We start from the raw sequence: 19,690 nt of genomic DNA, 5'->3' as shown, positions 1-19,690 counted from the left end.
GTAAATGACCGGATTAATTCTGGAAAACGTCGAGAAATATTACGGCTCGGCCTGCGCGGTGACCGACGTCAATCTGCACTTGCCTGAAGGTAAATTGGTGTGTTTTCTCGGCCCGTCGGGCTGTGGCAAAACGACGTTGTTACGCATGATCGCCGGGTTGGAAACCCTCACCAGCGGCGAGATTCGCCTCGACGGTGAAGACGTTAGCCATACCCCGGCGCACCAACGTAATTTCGGCATGGTCTTTCAGTCCTTAGCGCTGTTTCCGCACATGACCGTAGGTGAAAACATCGCTTACCCGCTGAAGCTGCGAGGCGTAAGCAAGGCGGACCAGCAAGCGCGGGTCAAGGAACTGCTGGAGCTGATTCAATTGCAGGCGATGATCGATCGGCCTGTAGCCAAGCTTTCCGGTGGTCAACGCCAGCGGGTTGCCATCGCTCGGGCCATCGCATCGCGTCCTAAATTACTGTTGCTGGACGAACCACTTTCAGCACTTGATGCCAAGCTGCGCGAATCGATGCAGGTGGAAATTCGTCAGTTGCAACAACGGCTGAACATCACCACGATCCTGGTGACTCACGATCAGCGTGAAGCCATGACCATGGCCGATATCGTGGTGGTGCTGGGGCACAATCGAGTGCAGCAAGTGGGTACGCCGATTGAAATCTATCGCAATCCGGCTAATGAATTTGTCGCTGACTTTATCGGCTCCGGAAATATCTTTCCGGCCACCGCGCTGGGAAATGGCCAGGTTGGCTTGCCCGGCGGCGAAGCACTGGATGTGCCGATCAGCAGCGGTATCGAGGTGGGTGCCACGGTCAAGATGTTGGTGCGACCCGAGGACTTGCAGTTGTCATCACCGTTGCCGACGTCAGGAAATCGCTTGCTCGGCACGGTGACCTTTGTCCGTGATATCGGCGCCACCATCGAAACCACAGTGGACTGTGCGGGGGTATCGTTGACCGCGCTGAGTACCCCAAGCCAAAGCTTCGGTCTGGCCATAGGCCACCCGGTTTCCGTCACCATTCCGGCTGAAGCGTGCCGGGTATTGGCGGCCTGACGGCGGGTTGAATCAAACGCTCTGGCGCAGACGCGCCAGATCGCGAGAGGGCGGCGCGCCAAATTGGCGGCTGTATTCCCGACTGAACTGTGAAGGGCTTTCGTAGCCAACTCGATAGCCTGCCGCCGACGCATCCAGACCGTCGGCCAGCATCAACCGTCGGGCTTCCTGCAAGCGCAATTGTTTCTGGTATTGCAGTGGACTCATGGCTGTCACCGATTTGAACCGATGGTGCAGGGTCGAGACACTGAGATTCACTTCCCGCGCCAGGTCTTCGATCCGCATGGGCTGTTCGTAATGACTGTTGAGCCACTTGATCGCTTGCGTCACGCGATGGGTCTGACTGTCGGCAATAGCAATTTCGTACAGCCGATGCCCTTGCTGACTGCGCAATAACCGATAAATGATTTCACGCTGGATCAGCGGTGCAAGCATGGCGATATCTTTGGGCGTGGACAGTAAGCGTGTCAGGCGCAACACCGCGTCCAGCAGCTGCGTGTCTATTTTTTCAATGTACAGACCTCGACCGGAGGGGCGGGTGGGCACACTCATCGGGCCGGCTTCGGCGATCAGCGCATTGATCTGCGCCGGATCGATGTCGATGCGCAGGGCAAGGTTCGGTTTTTCCGGTGTCGCGTGTTGAATGCAGCCACTGACCGGCATCGCCACCGAGATTACCAAATAATTCAGCGGGTCATAGGTGTAGCTTTCTTCGCCCAACTGCACGTCCTTGCTTCCTTGAGCCAGGATGCACAAAGCCGGTTGCGCCAGGGTCGGTATGGACTGAATAGGGCGGTCGTGGCAGACCATGTGCAACTGCGGGATGGTTGTCGCAAACACACCGTCTCCGGGTGCGAAGCGTCTGATGATAGAGACCAGCTCAGTGCGTTGCTTCTCCATATCATCCTGAGCGTAAACGCTCTCACTTTGCGACATGCCGCGACTCCTCTGTGATCTAGCGATGAAGCACAGTTTATTTTTGTGCAACGAAGTGCGTTATCTGAATCCTGCCTGATGCTTGCCTGATTCTGTTGGCAACTGATTGAATGGCGAAGAAATGAGCATTAAAGCGCAGCGAACTTGCTTGATGCTATGCCACTAGGTGTGTGTCCGATAATGCACCATAGCGCGGCAGCAAACACCCAGGCGCAGTAATAGGCAATAAGCTGGCAGTAATTGGCTAACGGCAGATAACCCTGCACTTTAATCTCTGCTCTTGTAGAACGCCGCCCCACATTCCGTATAAAAGCGTTCGCACCTCAGGAGTGCAGACTCATGCAGAAGCCAAATCCCGTCAGCCACCTTGCCTTTGCCCGTGCTTCCAGCGGTTGCAGCGCGCAGTTGGGCGTGCGCTTGAGCAGCTTGATCGACCCCGCACTGAAGGCACCAGGCTGCCTGCAGTTTTCTTTACAGCAGTCACTGCACGAACCGGATATGTGGGTTATATCTGGCGTGTGGGCCAGTGAAGACACGATGAGTGCGTGGTTCGCGACTCCCGAGTTGAATGTGTTTGCCGAGCTGGTTCAGCAGCTGATAATCAGCAGCCTGGATTTTCAGACCTTCAAACAAGTGACCTCTCATCAAGCGAAGGCCAACTATCAGCCACCCCTGCAACAGTTGGCCGGTTGATCACCGATAGAAGCATCACCCTCAAAACTGGTTAGAATTGCCGCACTTGATCAATAGGCAGGATGAGTTGCATGGCACGTAAAGAATTCAAAGACGTCGAGGCCGTTTCCGCAGTTATGCCGGGCGAGGGCGGTTACAGCGCAGCGATCGCTGTGAAAGCCAACGCTGGAGGCCCGCCGCGTTTTCACCGTATGCTCGACGCCCAGAAATTCAAGACCGCGCATGAAGCTGACCAGGCCGCAGTTGAAGAACTGGCGCGACTGGTCGATGTCGATGCTGATGGCGAATTGGTGTTTTAAATTGGTCAGCTTTTTGGGCGGTACATCTTGAACAGAGAATTTGGGTCGATCTTGAAGTAATCAGCCGGGCCGCCCCCGCGCAAAATATGCTCGGCCGACGCGGTGTCGTAGATACCGTCTTTGAGCATTGACTTGGCAATGTGAACCGCCACGACTTCCCCTAGCACCAACCACGTCGGTATCAACTCTTTATCGACGCGCTGCAATTGCACAATCTGCGTGACCTTGCATTCAAACGAAACCGGTGTCTCCAACACACGCGGTGCCTTGACGATGCGCGACGCGGCCGGAGTCAGGTTCGCCAATTGGAACTCATCGACTTCCGGGCTAACAGGGGCGCAGCTTTGATTCATCGCTTCGGCCAACGAACGCGTCGCCAGGTTCCAGACAAACTCGCCAGTCTCTTCAATGTTTCTCAAGCTGTCCTTACGGCCGATACTGCTGAAACCAATGATCGGTGGCACGTAGTTAAAACCGTTGAAAAAACTGTACGGGGCAAGATTCAAACGGCCCTGGGCATCTTGCGAAGAAATCCAACCGATAGGCCGTGGGCCAATGATGGCGTTGAACGGATCATGGGGCAGGCCATGGCCCTTGGTCGGTTCGTAGAAATGAATATCGTCTGACATGAGGGCTTCCTGATGACCACGGCTGCTAAAGATTAAGGTTGTCATAGTGCAAGTCAACGGCCGTATTTTCCACATTTTCATGCGCCCGTACTTTTTCATCGCGCAAAATTAAGCCCGGCAAAAGCCGGGCTGGGAGGAATAGTTGGAATGATCAGCTAGTGCGGTTCGCACCGACGTGATCAGCGCCGTCTGAAGCCTGACGGTTAGCACCTACGTGGTCGGCACCGTCCGAAGCCAGGCGGTTTGCACCGACATGATCAGCGCCATCTGCAGCCTGACGGTTAGCACCTACGTGGTCAGCACCATCTGAAGCCAATCGGTTTGCACCGACATGGTCAGCGCCGTCAGACGTTACACGTGCCGCTGCAGCATTGGTGTGTGCCGAACCGCCTTCTGCGAAAGCTGGAAGGGCGAAGGTGGTGCTAGCCATTACCGAGAAAGCGATGCCGAAAATCAGTTTTGAGGTTTTCATTTTGGTTACTCCGATGTCGGGGGTATTCTGTGTTGCGATGGAGTGAATGTTACGCCGCTGGATTTTCATAAGAAGTTAATAAGCGTGCTAACGATTATCGTTGCAATTGATAGTTCGATAATTGCTTTACACATCAACAGTTTAAGGCTGTTCTTTATAAGGGAGAGAACCGATTCAGCAACCAGAGGCGTTTTGGCGCTGAACTTTTCAACTGGCGGTATTATTCCGACAAAACGCTGGGCTCGATGGCTATGTGCTGTCGCTCGCGTAGCCTGCGGCTAGACGGGCATAGAATCTAGGCCTTGAAGGCCCAGGTAATCAGCACGGTCAACAACAGCCCGGTTAGCAGAAATGTGGTCAAGACCATCAGCAACAATGTGGTTTGCACCGATGTGATTAAAGCTATTAGCAGCAACATGATATGCACCTATCTAGTCAGAGCCATCAGCAGCAATTCGGTCAGCACCTTCTGGTGGGGGTTCCGGGTTGTTGTGAACGGGTGTGAGTGGGTATGGGATGGATGCTACGCCGCTCGATTTTTTTGAGAACTCATTCAGCGTGTTACCGCATATTGCTGAAATTAATAGTTCTAAACCCCTTGGCCGCTTGAACCTCCGTGGCCGCAACGTAAAAAAGGCGACACACTGAGCAGTGGTCGCCTCTTTTCTTTACGCAAGATTTTGATTAAAAAATGATCGAAACCCTCAGTCGCTTTCGATCCGCGAATGCTTGCGGGTGTCTTTCATAAACACATAAACCAGCAGCGATACGGCGATGCAGGCAGTGACGTACCAGTAGTAGCCCGTTTCCATGCCGATGCTTTTGAACCACAAAGCGATGTACTCAGCGGTGCCGCCGAAGATCGATACGGTCAACGCATAAGGCAGGCCTACACCCAAGGCACGAATTTCGGTCGGGAACAGCTCGGCTTTCACCACGGCATTGATCGAGGTGTAGCCGCTGACAATAATCAGTGCTGCCATGATCAGGAAAAACGCGCCCCACCAGCTTTGTACCGTATGCAAAGTCGTCAGAATCGGCACGGTGAACAGAGTACCGAGTACACCAAATGCGATCAGGATTGGACGTCGCCCAATCTTGTCCGACAGTCCACCCACCAACGGCTGCAAGCACATAAACAGAAATAGTGTCGCCGCTGAAATGGTAGTGGAGTCGGTGATGCTCATGCCGACCGTATTTACCAGGTACTTCTGCATATAAGTGGTGTAGGTATAGAAAGCCAGGGTGCCGCCCATGGTCAGGCCGACCACGGTCATCAACTCTTTTGGATGGCGCATCAAGGTGCGCATCGCACTTTCTTTCTGCACTTTCTTCTTCGTGAACGACTCGGTTTCTTCCATGCCACGACGCAGATACAGTGCGACCACGGCACACAAGGCGCCGATGACGAACGGAATTCGCCAGCCCCAGGCATACAGCTGCTCAGTGGTCAGGGTTTGCTGCAATATGATCAATACTGCCAACGCTATGAGCTGGCCAGATATCAAGGTGACATATTGGAAGCTGGAGAAGAAACCGCGACGTTCCTTGGTCGCCATTTCGCTCAAGTACGTGGCGGATGTACCGTATTCGCCGCCCACGGAGAGCCCTTGCAGCAAGCGGGCAAACACCAGGAGCACCGGTGCGCCGACGCCGATGATTTCATAGCTTGGGGTCAAGGCGATGATCAACGAACCGAAACACATCAACAGCACCGATGCCATTAGCGCGGCTTTTCGGCCCTTGCGGTCGGCGTACAGGCCCATCAGCCAGCCACCGATTGGACGCATCAGAAAGCCGACGGCGAAGATCGCAGCGGTGTTGAGTAGTTGAGCGGTGGTGTCGCCTTTTGGGAAAAATGATTTAGCGAAGTACAACGAGAACGCCGCATAAACGTACCAGTCATACCACTCGACCATGTTGCCGACGGAGCCGCTGAATATCGATTTCAGACGGCTGCTGGTGGTCTTTTCTTTGGCGGGCGCAACGGTCGCCCCGGCAGGCACAGCGTTTGGGGTATCCATCAAGGATCCTTAAGTCATTGTTTTTAGTAGAGCGCACAGAAGTGCAGCTTGGCCTGAGCTATAGCAGGAGCTGTGCCAGACCGTAGAAGGCCGACTTAGAGAGGTTTGCCGGATTTGTTCGGCGAATATCCGCTTACTGCCATGACTTCAGTAAGCGGAAAATTGCCTGTCGGATCGCTTATTCCGAAGGCTGGAGAAACGTTTCCCGTTGCAGGCCGTGGCGCTGCATCTTTTCGTTGAGGGTTCTGCGCGGTAATTGCAGCTCGTTCAGTACCGCTTTGATATCGCCCTTGTGCCGGATCAATGCCGCGCGCAGACAATGCGCTTCGAAAGCTTCTTGTTGCGCCGCCAATGATTGTCCCGACTCAACGGCCAGCGGTTGCGCCTGGCTCAATCCCAACACGTGACGCTCGGCTGCATTGGCCAGTTCACGCACGTTGCCCAGCCAGTCGTGGCTCAACAGATGGTTCAGCTCGGCGCCGCTCACTGTCGGGGCTTTGCGCCCCAGACGTTCAGCCGCAGCGCGGGCGAAATGGTTAAACAGCAGCAGGATGTCTTCACGGCGTTCACGCAGCGCAGGTAAACGCAATTCGGCGACGTTCAGGCGATACGCCAAATCCTCACGAAAGCGCCCGGCCCGCGCTTCGTCCAGCAGGTCTGGCTTGGTCGCGGCAATGATCCGAATATCAATCGCTATGCTGTGGTTCGAGCCTAACCGTTCGAGGCGCTGTTCCTGCAAAACCCTTAACAGCTTGACCTGCTGCCCCAGTGGCATGCTTTCAATTTCATCGAGAAACAATGTGCCGCCGTCGGCGTACTCGAGTTTGCCAATACGTTTACCCTGAGCGCCGGTGAAGGCTCCGCTTTCGTGGCCGAACAGCTCGGCTTCGAACAAGTGCTCGGGGATCGCGGCGCAGTTGAGTGCAACGAACGGCTTGCCTGCGCGAGGACCGAAATCATGCAGGCAGCGCGCAACTAACTCTTTGCCGCTGCCTGTCTCGCCGCGAATCACCACATTGACCGGCAGTTGCGATAACTCCAGCACTTGCTTGCGTAACATTTGCACACTCATGGCACCGCCGAGCAAGGTGGCGTCCAGCCTGGCTTTCGCATCCGCCTGCTCATGCAATCGGCGGTTTTCCAACACCAAGTGGCGCTTCTCTAACGCCCTTTGCAAGATTCTCAGCAGTATTTCCGGGCTGAAGGGTTTTTCCAGAAAATCGTAAGCTCCATCACGCATGGCATCCACCGCCATCGGTACGTCGCCATGGCCAGTCAGCAAAATAACCGGCAAGTCTGGATCGAGACGTTGCAAACGGTCGAGGAATGCCAAACCGCCCATGCCTGCCATACGTACGTCACTGAGGATTACTCCCGGAAAATGCTCGGGCAACACGGCCATGCAATCTTCGGCACAGCAATACACCTGCACACAAAATCCGGACAGCGTCAGCCATTGCTGAACGGCTTCACGGATGCTGGCCTCATCATCGACCACAATGACTGCATTTAACATGTGGGATCAGGCCTCTGGCTCTGTGGGCAAAATAAGCGTGAAGTGTGCGCCTTCGCCTTGGTTTTCGGCACTGAGCGTACCGCCCGCTTCATGGACGATGGCGTAAGAAACCGCCAAACCCAACCCCAAACCATCGCCTACCGGTTTGGTGGTGAAAAAAGGATCAAAGAGACTGGCCAAGTGTTCTTCCGCGATACCGCCGCCGGTGTCGCCAACCGTAAGACGCCATCGGTCCGGGTTAGCGTCGGGTTCAATCCATACTTCCAGGCGCTTGATGGGCCTGTCGCGCATGGCGTCCAGGGCATTACGCAACAGGTTGATCAGCACTTGCTCCAGTCGGATTGCATCACCGCGTACGTGGGCGGGGCGGGTCAGGTGCAGCACGCAATTGACGGCCTCGTCGCGTAAACGGGGCTCCATTAACAGAAGTGCCTGATCGACTACTGCGGCCAAATCCAGCCGCTCCCTCAAGCCACTGGGGCTTTTACGGGCGAAGGTTTTTAAATGCCCGGTCAGCGCGGCCATACGCGTTAATTGCTGATCCAACGGAACCAGCGCTTTGTACGCATCGTCAATTCGCCCGTGATCAAGCAGCAGACGCAAGCTGGCCAGCTGCATGCGCTGGGTGGTCAGTGGTTGATTGATCTCATGGGCCAGGGCTGCGGACATCTGCCCCAGCGCTGCCAGTTTTGCCGACTGAACCAAACCGTCCTGGGCGGTGCGCAGGTCGCGGGTGCGTTCTTCGACCAGTTGTTCCAGCTCTTCACGACCGCGTTGGCGCACTCGCGCCAAACGCCAACGTTGATGCAGGAATAAGCTCAGGAATACCAGCGTCAACCAGATTCCGGCGGCCGCCAGTGCCGCGTTGCGTGAGTCTTCGGCCAGCGCTTGCGGTTTGCGCAGCAGGTGCAGCGTCCAGCCTTCATCGGCCAGCGGCAATGATTCCCACAAGTAGTCTTCCAAACCGCCAGGACCCTGGACGCGGGTTAAATGACTGGTGCCGCTGAACTCACGGATCACCTGGCTGTGCAGCGGGGAAAGAGGCTGTTTGTCGTACTGCCGAGTCGCGGCCAATTCAGCGCGGTCACTGGCGGATATCGGCAGTAACTCGCGGTAACGCCAACCGCTTTGATTGGCAATAAAAACGATGCCTTTAGCGTCGCTGAGCAACAGCAGATCGTCTCCCTGGCCCCATTCACGTTGCAGATCGGGAAATTCCAGTTTCACCACGACGGCGCCGAGAAATTCCCCGGTGTCGCTGATCACTGCGTTGGATAGAAAATAGCCGGGAATTCCACTGGTCACGCCGACCGCGTAGAAACGTCCGACGCCTTGCGCCTTGGTCTGTAGGAAGTACGGCCGAAAACCGTAGTTATGTCCCACATAGCTGCTCGGTAAGCGCCAATTGCTGGCGCCTACTGCAAGGCCGTTGCGGTCCAATAACTCCAGGGTCGATGATTGCGCTGCGCTGTTGATCTTTTCCAGCCGGTGATTCAACGCGTCTTGAGCGTCCGGGCTCAGGGGGCCAAGCAACGCCGAGCGTAATTCAGGGTCCAGCGCCAGCACTGCGGGCAATGCTCGATAACGGTCAATGAGCGTATGCAGTGTGTTGCCGTACAGCACCAACTGCCCACCTGCCCGGGAGGCGTCATCGGCCAAGGCATGTCGCTCAGCTTGACGAGCCGCCAGCCCAGCGGCAACTAATGCGCCCGCAATAATCAGCAGCACATAGATAAACAGGCGAATACGGCGAGGAATAAGGGGCATAGGGACGAAATGAAGGGAACCGATCGGCACCTTAGCATGGGCTTGCCGCAGCGCAGTTCCAGATAGGAACCGCGCGTTCGGCAGCAATTGTTACAGTAAGTTAAAACTCTGCTGTTTTACGTCCGAAGAATCGAGACCGATCATTACGTCAAACGCGCCCGGTTCAGCGGCGAATTTCAGCGCAGGATTGAAGAACTTAAGGTCCTCCTCGCTGAGGGTGAAAATAATGACTTTCTCTTCACCCGCTTTCAACGTGACTTTCTGGAAATTTTTCAGCTCTTTGACCGGACGGCTGATGGAGGCGGCGACGTCATGCAGGTAAAGCTGCACCACCGTTGCACCCTCGACTTTTCCAGTGTTTTTCAACGTAACGCTGGCATTCAGCGTGCCGCCGCGCTTCATGTCTTTGGCGGACAGCGTAATGTCGGACAGGCTGAATTGGGTGTAGCTCAGGCCATAACCGAACGGGAATAGCGGGCCGTTGTGTTCTTCAAAATACTGCGAGGTGTAGTTGCCAGGTTTGCCCGGCATCAACGGGCGACCGGTGTTCAAATGCGCGTAATACACCGGCAATTGACCGATTGAGCGCGGGAAAGTCATGGCCAGCTTACCGGAAGGGTTGTAGTCGCCGAACAGTACATCGGCCACCGCATTTCCGCCTTCGGTGCCGGGGAACCAGGTTTCCAGCATCGCATCAGCTTGTTCCTGCTCTTTAACCAAAGCCAGTGGCCGACCGTTCATCAGCACCAACACCAACGGTTTGCCCGTGGCTTTGAGCGCTGCGATCAGGTCCTGCTGACGGCCTGGGAGGTTGAGGCTGGTGCGGCTTGCCGATTCGTGGGACATGCCCCTGGACTCACCGACCACTGCCACCACGACGTCAGACTGCTGCGCGACCTTGACCGCCTCGGCGATCATTTCTTCGGCTGGACGTGGGTCGATTTCAACCTCGGTAACCATGAAATTCAAGTATTTGATAATCGCCGGATCATCAGCAACGTTGGCGCCTCGGGCGTAAACCAGCCTGGCTTTGTCGCCGACCGCGTTGGCCAGACCGTCAAACACGGTCACTGACTGGTGCGGAACACCGGCCGCTGACCAACTGCCGAGCATGTCGAGTTGGCTTTTCGCCAACGCACCGATGACCGCGATGGTGCCTTGCTTCTTCAGTGGCAACGTTTCGTTATCATTTTTCAGCAAAACCAGAGTTTTGCGTGCAACGTCACGCGCTTCTGCGCGGTGTAAGCGACTTTCACCGTTGGTGTCGATGGGGTCGGTAGCGGCATCGCCGATGCGGCGATACGGGTCGGCAAATAGCCCCATGTCGTACTTGGCGCCCAATACCTCGCGGACCGCGCTGTCGATATCGTTCTGGGTTATCTCGCCGTCCTTCAACAGCCCCGGCAATTGCTCGCCGTACACCGAGTCGTTCATGCTCATGTCGACCCCGGCCTTGATCGCCAGCTTGGCGGCCTCACGGTCGTCCCGGGCTACGCCGTGGCGGATCAACTCCTTGATGGCGCCGTGGTCGCTGATGGTGACGCCTTTGAAGCCCCAGTCTTTACGCAGCAAATCTTTCAACAGCCAAGTGTTGGACGTGGCCGGCACACCGTTGATCGAGTTAAGCGCGATCATCACCCCGCCAGCGCCGGCGTCGATGGCCGCGCGGTAAGGGGGCAAGTAATCCTGATACATACGCGTCGGACTCATGTCGACCGTGTTGTAGTCCTTGCCGCCTTCGACGGCGCCATACAGGGCGAAGTGTTTGACGCTGGCCATTAGGCTGTCCGCGCCGCCCGGGTGCTCGCCCCGATAAGCGTTGACCATTACTTTGGCGATGCGCGATACCAGATAGGTGTCTTCACCGAAGCCTTCGGAGCTGCGGCCCCAGCGCGGATCGCGGGAGATATCGACCATCGGCGCAAAGGTCATGTCCAAGCCATCGGCGGCTGCTTCGCGGGCCGATACCCGACCGCTCAGCGCGATGGCGTCCATGTCCCAACTGGCGGCCAGGCCGAGGCTGATAGGAAAGGCCGTACGGTGACCGTGGACCACGTCGTAAGCGAAAAACATCGGGATCTTCAGGCGACTATTGACCACAGCGGCCTGCTGCAACGGACGGTTTTCTGGACGTGTAATCGAATTGAACGTGCCGCCAATTCTACCCGCGGCAATTTCTTTGAGAATTTGTGGCTGCGGCATTTCAGGCCCGATGCTGATAAGGCGCAGTTGCCCAATCTTTTCAGCGAGGGTCATTTGCTTCATCAGGTTGGAGATGAACGCGTTTTTGTTAGCCAGCGGGCTAGTTGTAGTCTCGGCCATGACCGAATGACTGGCCAGACCGATAACGAGGCCCAGCAAACACAGCTTATTCATGAATATTTTCTCAGGGCTTTCTTCAGCAACTCACGTTAAGTACTGGTCAGCCAAATTTGGGAATTGAGTCTGTTGCGCATATTGTCGATCAGGGCGAAGGGCAGCCACTGAACTCTTTGTCACGCAGAGCATCTTTAGCGCAGCGAGTTTTAGCGTATTGCGCGTCAGCAATCCAGCGTTGGTGGCGGATTATGCCGGGGATCGTGCATTTTGGCTAAAGTCAGTCTGCGGGTTGGAACTAAAAAAGATTTTCGACAGGGAGAAATATCATGCAAACACCACGGGGCTACCGCTTCAGTTGGTCCATGACGGCGTTGATGCTAATGAGCACATTGCTGGCGGGTTGTGGCATCAACAACATTCCCACCTACGACGAGCAAGTAAAGGCCGCGTGGGCACAGGTGCAGAACCAATATCAGCGGCGCGCCGACTTGATTCCTAACCTGGTGGAAACCGTAAGGGGTTATGCCAAGCAGGAACAGGCTACGTTGACCGCCGTGATTGAGGCGCGGGCCAAGGCCACGTCGATTCAGGTTGACGCCAGCACCTTGAACGATCCGGAAAAGCTCAAGCAGTTCCAGCAAGCCCAAGGCCAGCTGACCGGTGCCTTGAGCCGTTTGATGGTGGTGTCCGAACGCTATCCGGACCTTAAATCCAACCAGAACTTCCTGGCGTTGCAATCACAGCTGGAAGGCACTGAGAACAGAATCAGTGTGGCCCGCAAAGATTTCATTGCCTCGGTCGAGCGCTACAACACTGAAATTCGTACGTTTCCCGGTCGCCTGTGGCACACCATGATGTACAGCGATTTGCCAATCCGACCGAACTTCGAAGCCACCACCGAAGGCGCCGACAAAGCTCCTGAAGTGAAATTCTGATGCGTGCCCTGCGGCTTGGCGCGCTTGGGCTGTTATTGGCCTGTGCCTCGGTCGCGTTGGCGGCCCTGGTGTTTCCGCCGTTGACCGGACGCGTGGTGGACACCGCGCAATTAATCGACGGCCAGACCAAGGCGCAACTCACGCAAATGCTCGAAGCCCATGAACAGGCCACCGGCGAACAAGTGGTGGTGGTCACGTTGCCTAATCTGCAGGGAACCAGCATCGAAGACTACGGTTATCAGTTGGGAAGAGCGTGGGGCATAGGGCAAAAGGAAAAGGATAACGGCGCGTTGCTGATTGTCGCGCGGGATGACCATAAGGTTCGGATCGAGGTCGGTTACGGGCTCGAGGACCGGCTGACCGATGCCCAGTCTTCGGTGATTATCAATCAGGTCATCACCCCAGCGTTCAAGGCCGGGAATTTCTCGGGCGGGATCAGCCAAGGCACCCAGGCGATGATTCAGGTGCTGGGCGGCAATCCGCTGGCCGAGCCTGCCGCAGAACCGCAAGATGACACTGACTCCAGCGATTTGCCCCAGGACTTTTTGTACGTGGGGCTGTTTTTGGTGTTTATCTTCATCAATATGCGCTGGGGCGGAGGTGGTCGGTTTGGTGGGGGTGGCGGTTTTATTGGGGGCATTGGCGGTGCAGGATTGGGTTCTGGCGGCTCGCGGTCCAGTGGCGGCGGGGGAGGTTTCAGTGGCGGCGGTGGCGGCTTTGGCGGAGGCGGGGCGTCCGGCAGTTGGTAGCCCTTAGAACAACAGGCGTCATCCATGCACCGGCGAGTGATAAATGATCATGGCTTTATTAAATAATGATGAACAACGGCAGGTGTCTGAAGCGGTTAGCCGGGTTGAACTGAAGACTGACGCTGAGTTGGTCACGGTGTTGGCCGCACGGTCTGACGACTATGCGTACGTGCCGTTGATATGGGCCGGTTTACTGGCGTTATTGGTGCCTGGCGTGATCAGCTATGTCACCGGTTGGTTCAGTGCCAATCAGCTGTTACTGGCCCAATTCGCGACGTTTATCATCGCGGCACTAATCATGCGCTTGCCGTCGATAACCACTCAATTGATCCCTGAATCAGTACGCCATTGGCGCGCAAGCAATCTGGCGCGGCGCCAGTTCCTTGAGCAAAATCTGCACCGCACAGCTGGCGAAACCGGCGTGCTGATCTTCGTTTCCGAAGCCGAGCGTTATGTGGAAATTCTGGTAGACCGAGGCATCAGCAGCCGACTGGACGATGTCGCGTGGAAAGCCATTGTCGATGTGTTTACCCAGCAGGTCAGGGACGGCGAAACGCTGAAAGGCTTTCTAGGGTGCATTGAGTCGTGCGGTGAGTTGCTGGCTGCCCACGTGCCCCTGACCCAAAAGCGTAATGAATTGCCGAATCGGTTGGTGATGCTGTAGGGGCTCTGATGTACACCGCCAATCGCCCACCCCTAATTAAATCAACCAATCCCACACAACCCGCCTAAAATACCCGCCTCGTTATTTTCAGCCCGCCCGAGGCGCTTCCGATGTCAGTGACTGCAACTTCCACCCAGCCCGCGCCGGATCACCATGGGCAGTTTTTGAGCCTGCTCGACACCAGCCTGTCGCAGAACTCTTTTATCAAGCTGGTGCTGGCCAAGTACGTTGGTGCCGAGGCGGAGTTGCAGCGGATCATCATTAAGCTCACGACCATCAAAGAGCAACCGCACCTGTCATTTGTTTACCGCTACAAAACCCGTGACATTACCAAGAATTTCTTGCTGACCGAAGGCATCGAGGTGATCGCAGGTTTACTGCCTGATGCCTTCAAAAACGCTCACTTGCTGTCGCTTACCGACGAAGTGCAGTTGGAATACAGCAAAAAAGGCAAAAGCACGCTGTTCAAAAGCAAGGCCCAGCAAGAGCGTGAAGCGCCTTCAGTCGAGCATGACCGGGAAAAGAAACGTTATTTGGAGTTGAGCCGTCCGTTTTTGACGGACTTGGGCGTGACCAACAAACAGCATGAGCTGATCCCGGCCATGTCGCGCAAATGGAAGCAGATCAACAAATTTATCGAGGTATTTTCCCACGCCTTGAGTTCATCCCCGCTGGCGCTTGATCAGCCGATCAAGGTGGCGGACTTTGGTTCGGGCAAGGGCTATTTGACCTTCGCCATTCACGATTACCTGCGCAACACGTTGCAAGCCGAAGGCAATGTGACTGGCGTTGAATTGCGCGAAGACATGGTGATGTTGTGCAACGCCGCTGCCCAGCGTCTGGAGCATCCGGGCCTGGTGTTTGAGCATGGTGACGTGCGCAGCGTGGCGCCCAGTGCGCTGGATGTAATGATCGCCTTGCACGCCTGCGACATCGCCACCGACTACGCCATCCACATGGGCATTCGTTCTGGCGCTTCGATCATTATGTGTTCACCGTGCTGCCACAAGCAGATTCGCTTGCAAATCCAGAGCCCGACGTTGCTGCGGCCGATGCTGCAATACGGTTTGCACATGGGGCAGCAGGCGGAAATGGTCACCGACAGCCTGCGCGCCTTGCTCCTTGAAGCCTGCGGTTATGAGACCAAAGTGTTCGAATTCATTTCGCTTGAGCACACTAACAAAAACAAGATGATCCTCGCTGTCAAACGCGCGGAGCCGCTCAAGCAGCCAGAGTTGCTGGCGAGGATTCAGGAGCTGAAGACGTTTTACGGTATTCAGGAACACTGCCTGGAAACCCTGCTCCAGGCAGACGGCTACATCAACTGATCAGACGCGTATCGCTTTGGGCGCAACCACCGTGGTCTTGCGCCCGAGTACGACGGTGGCGATTACGCCAACCGCGAACAGCCAGGTAATGGGCTCGATATGCTCGCCAAAGAACAGCGCGGAAAAAGCGATGGTGAAGAATATCTGCAACAGCTGAACCTGGCTGACCCGGGAAATGCCGCCCATGGCGAGGCCGGAGTACCACGCGAAAAAGCCAATGAATTGCGAGAAAATAGTCACGTAGCCAAATGCCCACCAAGCGCCAGTCGATATCGGGCCCTGGTGTTGCAGCGCCAGATAAATCACCGGTCCTGCCAGTAACGGCGCCGATAAAACCAGCGCCCAACAAATCACCTGCCAACCGCCCATTTCCTTGGCCAGGCGGCCGCCTTCGGCATAACCCAACCCGCCCACGGCGATGGCTGCCAGCATCCATAAGTCGCCGATTTGAATGCTTCCGGCGCCGCTGATCAACGCATAACCCAGCACCAACGCACTGCCCAACGCGGCGCAGGCCCAAAACGATCTGGAAGGGCGTTCGTGGGACAGCCATGCTGCATAGATGGCTACGCACAACGGTTGTAGGCCGTTGACCAAGGCGCCGTGTGAAGCCGGCAGGGTTTTCATGGCCCACGCGGAGAGCACCGGGAAACCGATGATTACCCCCAGAATCACCAGGCACAGGCCTTTGACTTGCGTCCAGGTCGGCCATTTTTCCCGGCGGATCAGTAGCAACAACGCAGCCGGAATGGCCGCCAACAGGGCGCGGCCCAAGCCATTGAGTAGAGGATGAACTTCCTGGACCACGATGCGGGTCATGGGCAGTGTCAGGCTAAAAATAATCACCCCGATCAGGCCCAGGGCCATACCGGTGTTTTCGCGAGAGGACATGATGGATACGGACCTTGTTATTAGATGTACACAAAGAAGCATTCATCTAGCCACAAACCCCACGCAAACGCTCTCACAGCTACCGACAGATTTATCAGTACAGTTGGCAAAATTATTCTTTCCGTGAAAATTGAAATCAGGGCTTGGAGCCTGACTGTTTCGGCGAGGGCAGCGGGGTATTTAAGCCTTTGATCGACACTGACAGTGCAGGGTCGCCCAATGGGTGGGTCTTTGCGTCATAGAACTTCAGGGTCACATCTTGCCCGGCGAACAGACTGCTGAAATAGCGCTTTTGTTGCTGGATAAAGCCGTCACTGCGCCGAGCGATGGAGAACGCGATGGTTTTGATATTGGCCCGCTTAATAGCCTCGACAATGTGCGCGTCTTGCTTGCCGAGGGCATGGCCGAACACGCACAACGCATCTTTGGGGCTGGCCAGTTGTGCGTTGCAGTAACCCAGGTAATCGGTGTGGCGAATCATCTTCACTTTGTTCGCGCTGGTGTCTTCGCTGATGAAAATCGGTACGTCGTCCAGCGCATTGATGGCGAAACTGCCGAGCAGGGTGCTTTCCGACGACAGCAACTTTCGCACACTGCCATCCAGATTCTTCACCAGGTGCAGGCCGCCGTGCAGATAAAGCATGCGCGTGGTGTTAGCGAATGACTGGTTGGGGTCGAAAGTCGCGTCATCGCCGAACAGGTCGTTAAATTTCTCCGGCGCCTGCATTACCGCCCAATAACAGAGCAAATCGTAGTTGGTCGAAAACACGTTACGGTATTGGCTGAGTTCCTGGCTAATCTGCAGCAGCGATTTCTGCTCCACCAAACGCCATGGAATGTGTACCGAGCGCACCGCATGAATCAACGCTTCCTTGATGGCGAAGTAGCGGTTGCGCGGCGATGACGAACTGATAGTAAGCGCCGCATTGACCCGCATGGCGGTTTTCAAAGCGCTGAGAATCGGCTCAAAGTTGGTCGTTCCCAGGCTTTTGAACACCGCAAGTTCGGTTTGGCTCAGGGGTTTATTGCGGGTGGTCTCGGACTCTTCAAACAGCGAGAAGTACGAGAAATTCTTCCAGACAGCCAGGCTCGCGCCGTTGCCGACCAGCAGATCGGAAAACGGGGTGGTGGCTCGCAGTTGATTCCAGTCTGCAAGCTCAGCGTCAAAATCCGTGTTTTCCATAGTTTCTGTTCGTCGCCATTAAGTCGGGAAAGTTCAGCGGCGGGACTTTATCACGCCGACGGCTCTAGACCGATGGCCACTGTTGCGCCAGATCAATATCGGCCATGCACAATGGGCAGATGCTGCCCGCATCGCCGAGCCGGATGCACCGGTTGGGTCAGTGGGCAGAGGACCGTTCATGAGCATTACTTCCAGCACCATTTGCGACGCCGCCGACTTGCTTAAAGGCTTTGTTGGCTATCACCACAAAGCCGACCGTTACATCGTTCGTTTCAGCGAAGACGCTTTTGGCATGGACGTCGCGGACGACAGCATCACCCCCGCTAACGAATTCGTCTGGAACGCCGGTCATGGCCGGCTGATGACACTCAAGCGCGAGTCGGTCCAACTGTTATTGGAACAGAACATCGATGACCGTCTGAATGTAACCGAGCCATTGCGGGTCTATGTGCGACGGTTGGATTTACCGGAAATAACCGCAGTGCGCCAGTTAAGGGCCGATTAGCACCCTTGATATGGATGGGGCTTATTTGCAGGTTCCGCCTTTGTGGTGCGATCCCGTTCCCCCAACAGGGTGGGTTCCTTTCGGACACGCCAGGACGAATGTCGAACTGATCATGAGTACGACGAGCAGGCTAAGCATTGCGATCTTTTTCATGAATCCTCCTTGGACACCCACGGGGGGTGCGATGTCATAACGATATCATTGAAAGCATCGCCTCCCTACCATCAGTTCAAACCTGTTGTATAGCAGCGGCCATTGCCAACCTGACTCGCTGGCCAGGCGTCTTCATGGCGCACAGCGCTCCGTTTTAAGGCATTTGATGGCTGCATGCTCTCAGCCATGGAGAAAACCTGCGAAAAAAACAAACATCAGTTTCAATTTGGTGTTTATTTTTTCTTGACCGAGTGGTTAGGTATCGTCTGGCCTCCAGGGTTATTTTCGATGTTTTCTGCCTGTTTTCTGGATGGCCTTTACCATGCACCTAAAAAGTTGGCGCAATTCGTGCTTTATCCGGAAAAGCTGACTATTTGGTCGGCTTTTTTTCTGGACTTGAAGCCTTATTGGGAAGTAGTTGATGACACGTATTTGCTCTGGTTTATTGCTTGCGGGCGGGCTTATTGCTGGGGGTCAAGCTGTAGCCGGGGACCTTCTTCAGTGGCAAAACAACAGCCTGACGTACCTGTATGGTGGGAATTTTGCGGTCAATCCGGAGCTGCAACAGACCTTCACTTTCGAACACGCGGACAGCTGGAAGTACGGCGATAACTTTTTCTTCGTAGACACTATTTTCTACAACGGCAAAAAAGACAGCAGCGCTGGCAACAGCTCTTATTACGGTGAATTCAGCCCGCGCCTGTCGTTCGGTAAAATCCTCGACAAGAAACTGGAATTCGGTCCGATCAAAGACGTCTTGCTTGCCCTGACCTATGAGTTTGGCGAAGGCGATAACGAGTCGTACCTGATCGGCCCAGGCTTTGATTTGGCGGTTCCCGGCTTCGACTACTTCCAGTTGAACTTCTACCAGCGCCAAACCGAAGGCGGCCGTCCAGGCGATAACATTTGGCAGATCACACCTGTGTGGGGCTATACCTTGCCGGTGGGCCACTCAGACATCCTGATCGACGGGTATATCGATTGGGTTGTTGATAACGACAAGAACTCACGCGGTGTTTATCACGCTAACCTTCACGTCAACCCGCAAATCAAGTATGACCTGGGCAAAGCGCTGCATTGGGGTGAGAAGCAGCTCTACGTCGGTATTGAGTACGACTACTGGAAGAACAAGTACGGCATCGAAAATACCTCCAACTTTGACACTGATCAAAACACCGCAAGTCTGTTGGTCAAAGTGCACTTCTAATACCTGATAACGAGCCACCTTGAACCTAACTTCGGTGCTGAACGCGCCACGGGGGAGCATCATGCTGGAAAAGCTATTTCAACTAAACGCACACAATACGAATGTGCGCACCGAGATTCTCGCGGGCGTTACCACCTTCCTGGCCATGGCCTACATCCTGTTCGTCAACCCGAGCATCCTCGGCGATACCGGCATGGACAAAGGCGCCGTGTTCGTCGCGACCTGCCTGGCGGCGGCCATCGGCTCAGCCGTTATGGGGCTGATCGCCAACTACCCGATTGCCCTGGCACCCGGCATGGGCCTCAACGCCTTCTTCACCTACACCGTTGTGTTGCACATGGGCCACACCTGGCAAGTGGC

The 19,690-nt window shown here is 55.5% G+C and carries 20 protein-coding genes; 10 read left to right on the top strand and 10 right to left on the bottom strand.

Going from position 1 to position 19,690, the window contains the following annotated elements:
- Positions 1-4: 4 nt before the first annotated feature.
- Positions 5-1,060 (top strand): ABC transporter ATP-binding protein, encoded by a 1,056-nt coding sequence (locus JWR17_RS08795; RefSeq protein ID WP_299830345.1) that lies wholly within the window; start codon positions 5-7, stop codon positions 1,058-1,060.
- Positions 1,061-1,072: 12 nt separating this feature from the next.
- Here JWR17_RS08795 and JWR17_RS08790 read toward each other — a convergent pair whose 3' ends face one another.
- Entirely contained in the window at positions 1,073-1,996 is a 924-nt protein-coding gene (locus JWR17_RS08790) for an AraC family transcriptional regulator (RefSeq protein WP_299830343.1), read from the bottom strand.
- 339 nt (positions 1,997-2,335) lie between these two features.
- Here JWR17_RS08790 and JWR17_RS08785 point away from each other — a divergent pair, with 339 nt between their 5' ends.
- Both JWR17_RS08785 and JWR17_RS08780 read left to right on the top strand, forming a co-directional pair.
- Complete coding sequence (locus JWR17_RS08785; RefSeq protein ID WP_299830341.1) at positions 2,336-2,689, top strand: antibiotic biosynthesis monooxygenase family protein; 354 nt, start codon at positions 2,336-2,338, stop codon at positions 2,687-2,689.
- A gap of 71 nt (positions 2,690-2,760) precedes the next feature.
- On the top strand, positions 2,761-2,988 hold the full coding sequence (locus tag JWR17_RS08780) for a hypothetical protein (protein WP_299830339.1): 228 nt from the start codon (positions 2,761-2,763) through the stop codon (positions 2,986-2,988).
- Positions 2,989-2,993: 5 nt separating this feature from the next.
- Here JWR17_RS08780 and JWR17_RS08775 read toward each other — a convergent pair whose 3' ends face one another.
- The 7 genes from JWR17_RS08775 to bglX all read right to left on the bottom strand — a co-directional run bounded on the left by JWR17_RS08775 (position 2,994) and on the right by bglX (position 11,772).
- Positions 2,994-3,617 carry a flavin reductase family protein gene (locus JWR17_RS08775; protein ID WP_299830337.1) on the bottom strand — a complete coding sequence of 208 codons (624 nt, stop codon included), beginning with the start codon at positions 3,615-3,617 and terminating at the stop codon, positions 2,994-2,996.
- 151 nt (positions 3,618-3,768) lie between these two features.
- The gene (locus JWR17_RS08770; protein WP_299830336.1) at positions 3,769-4,089 is read right to left on the bottom strand and encodes a hypothetical protein; all 321 of its coding nucleotides are present in this window, start codon (positions 4,087-4,089) and stop codon (positions 3,769-3,771) included.
- 295 nt (positions 4,090-4,384) lie between these two features.
- On the bottom strand, positions 4,385-4,507 hold the full coding sequence (locus JWR17_RS08765; protein ID WP_299830334.1) for a hypothetical protein: 123 nt from the start codon (positions 4,505-4,507) through the stop codon (positions 4,385-4,387).
- Positions 4,508-4,793: 286 nt separating this feature from the next.
- Entirely contained in the window at positions 4,794-6,113 is a 1,320-nt protein-coding gene (locus JWR17_RS08760) for an MFS transporter (RefSeq protein WP_299830332.1), read from the bottom strand.
- A gap of 178 nt (positions 6,114-6,291) precedes the next feature.
- The gene (locus JWR17_RS08755) at positions 6,292-7,629 is read right to left on the bottom strand and encodes a sigma-54 dependent transcriptional regulator (RefSeq protein WP_299830330.1); all 1,338 of its coding nucleotides are present in this window, start codon (positions 7,627-7,629) and stop codon (positions 6,292-6,294) included.
- A 6-nt stretch (positions 7,630-7,635) separates the two neighbouring features.
- Entirely contained in the window at positions 7,636-9,396 is a 1,761-nt protein-coding gene (locus JWR17_RS08750; RefSeq protein ID WP_299830328.1) for an ATP-binding protein, read from the bottom strand.
- Between the two features lie 90 nt (positions 9,397-9,486).
- The gene (bglX, locus tag JWR17_RS08745; RefSeq protein WP_299830326.1) at positions 9,487-11,772 is read right to left on the bottom strand and encodes a beta-glucosidase BglX; all 2,286 of its coding nucleotides are present in this window, start codon (positions 11,770-11,772) and stop codon (positions 9,487-9,489) included.
- Between the two features lie 269 nt (positions 11,773-12,041).
- Here bglX and JWR17_RS08740 point away from each other — a divergent pair, with 269 nt between their 5' ends.
- The 4 genes from JWR17_RS08740 to JWR17_RS08725 all read left to right on the top strand — a co-directional run bounded on the left by JWR17_RS08740 (position 12,042) and on the right by JWR17_RS08725 (position 15,391).
- Positions 12,042-12,650: a LemA family protein gene (locus JWR17_RS08740; protein WP_299830323.1), complete on the top strand. Its 609-nt coding sequence runs from the start codon at positions 12,042-12,044 to the stop codon at positions 12,648-12,650.
- Complete coding sequence (locus JWR17_RS08735; RefSeq protein WP_299830321.1) at positions 12,650-13,399, top strand: YgcG family protein; 750 nt, start codon at positions 12,650-12,652, stop codon at positions 13,397-13,399. Before JWR17_RS08740 ends, JWR17_RS08735 begins: the two co-directional genes overlap by 1 nt.
- 49 nt (positions 13,400-13,448) lie before the next feature.
- A complete protein-coding gene (locus JWR17_RS08730; RefSeq protein ID WP_299830319.1) occupies positions 13,449-14,063 on the top strand; it encodes a TPM domain-containing protein in 615 nt (204 codons plus the stop codon).
- A gap of 110 nt (positions 14,064-14,173) precedes the next feature.
- A complete protein-coding gene (locus JWR17_RS08725; protein WP_299830317.1) occupies positions 14,174-15,391 on the top strand; it encodes an SAM-dependent methyltransferase in 1,218 nt (405 codons plus the stop codon).
- Here JWR17_RS08725 and JWR17_RS08720 read toward each other — a convergent pair whose 3' ends face one another.
- Together JWR17_RS08720 and JWR17_RS08715 are read right to left on the bottom strand one after the other, a co-directional pair.
- Complete coding sequence (locus JWR17_RS08720; protein ID WP_299830316.1) at positions 15,392-16,282, bottom strand: DMT family transporter; 891 nt, start codon at positions 16,280-16,282, stop codon at positions 15,392-15,394.
- 136 nt (positions 16,283-16,418) lie between these two features.
- Positions 16,419-17,465, bottom strand: a complete 1,047-nt coding sequence (locus JWR17_RS08715; protein ID WP_299830314.1) for a DUF4917 family protein — start codon at positions 17,463-17,465, stop codon at positions 16,419-16,421.
- Positions 17,466-17,643: 178 nt separating this feature from the next.
- On the opposite strand from JWR17_RS08715, the gene JWR17_RS08710 reads away from it, so the two are divergent.
- The 3 genes from JWR17_RS08710 to JWR17_RS08700 form a co-directional block, all read left to right on the top strand.
- Positions 17,644-17,970: a DUF2025 family protein gene (locus JWR17_RS08710; protein WP_299830312.1), complete on the top strand. Its 327-nt coding sequence runs from the start codon at positions 17,644-17,646 to the stop codon at positions 17,968-17,970.
- A 574-nt stretch (positions 17,971-18,544) separates the two neighbouring features.
- The gene (locus JWR17_RS08705) at positions 18,545-19,330 is read left to right on the top strand and encodes an outer membrane protein OmpK (protein WP_299830310.1); all 786 of its coding nucleotides are present in this window, start codon (positions 18,545-18,547) and stop codon (positions 19,328-19,330) included.
- A gap of 61 nt (positions 19,331-19,391) precedes the next feature.
- Positions 19,392-19,690: NCS2 family permease (locus JWR17_RS08700; protein ID WP_299830380.1), on the top strand; the 299-nt coding region annotated here is incomplete at its 3' end.

The organism is Pseudomonas sp. (genome assembly GCF_028293835.1).
GTDB lineage: Bacteria > Pseudomonadota > Gammaproteobacteria > Pseudomonadales > Pseudomonadaceae > Aquipseudomonas.
The sequence above is the reverse complement of the archived record's forward strand: the minus strand, read 5'-3'. Positions and strand labels throughout refer to the sequence as shown.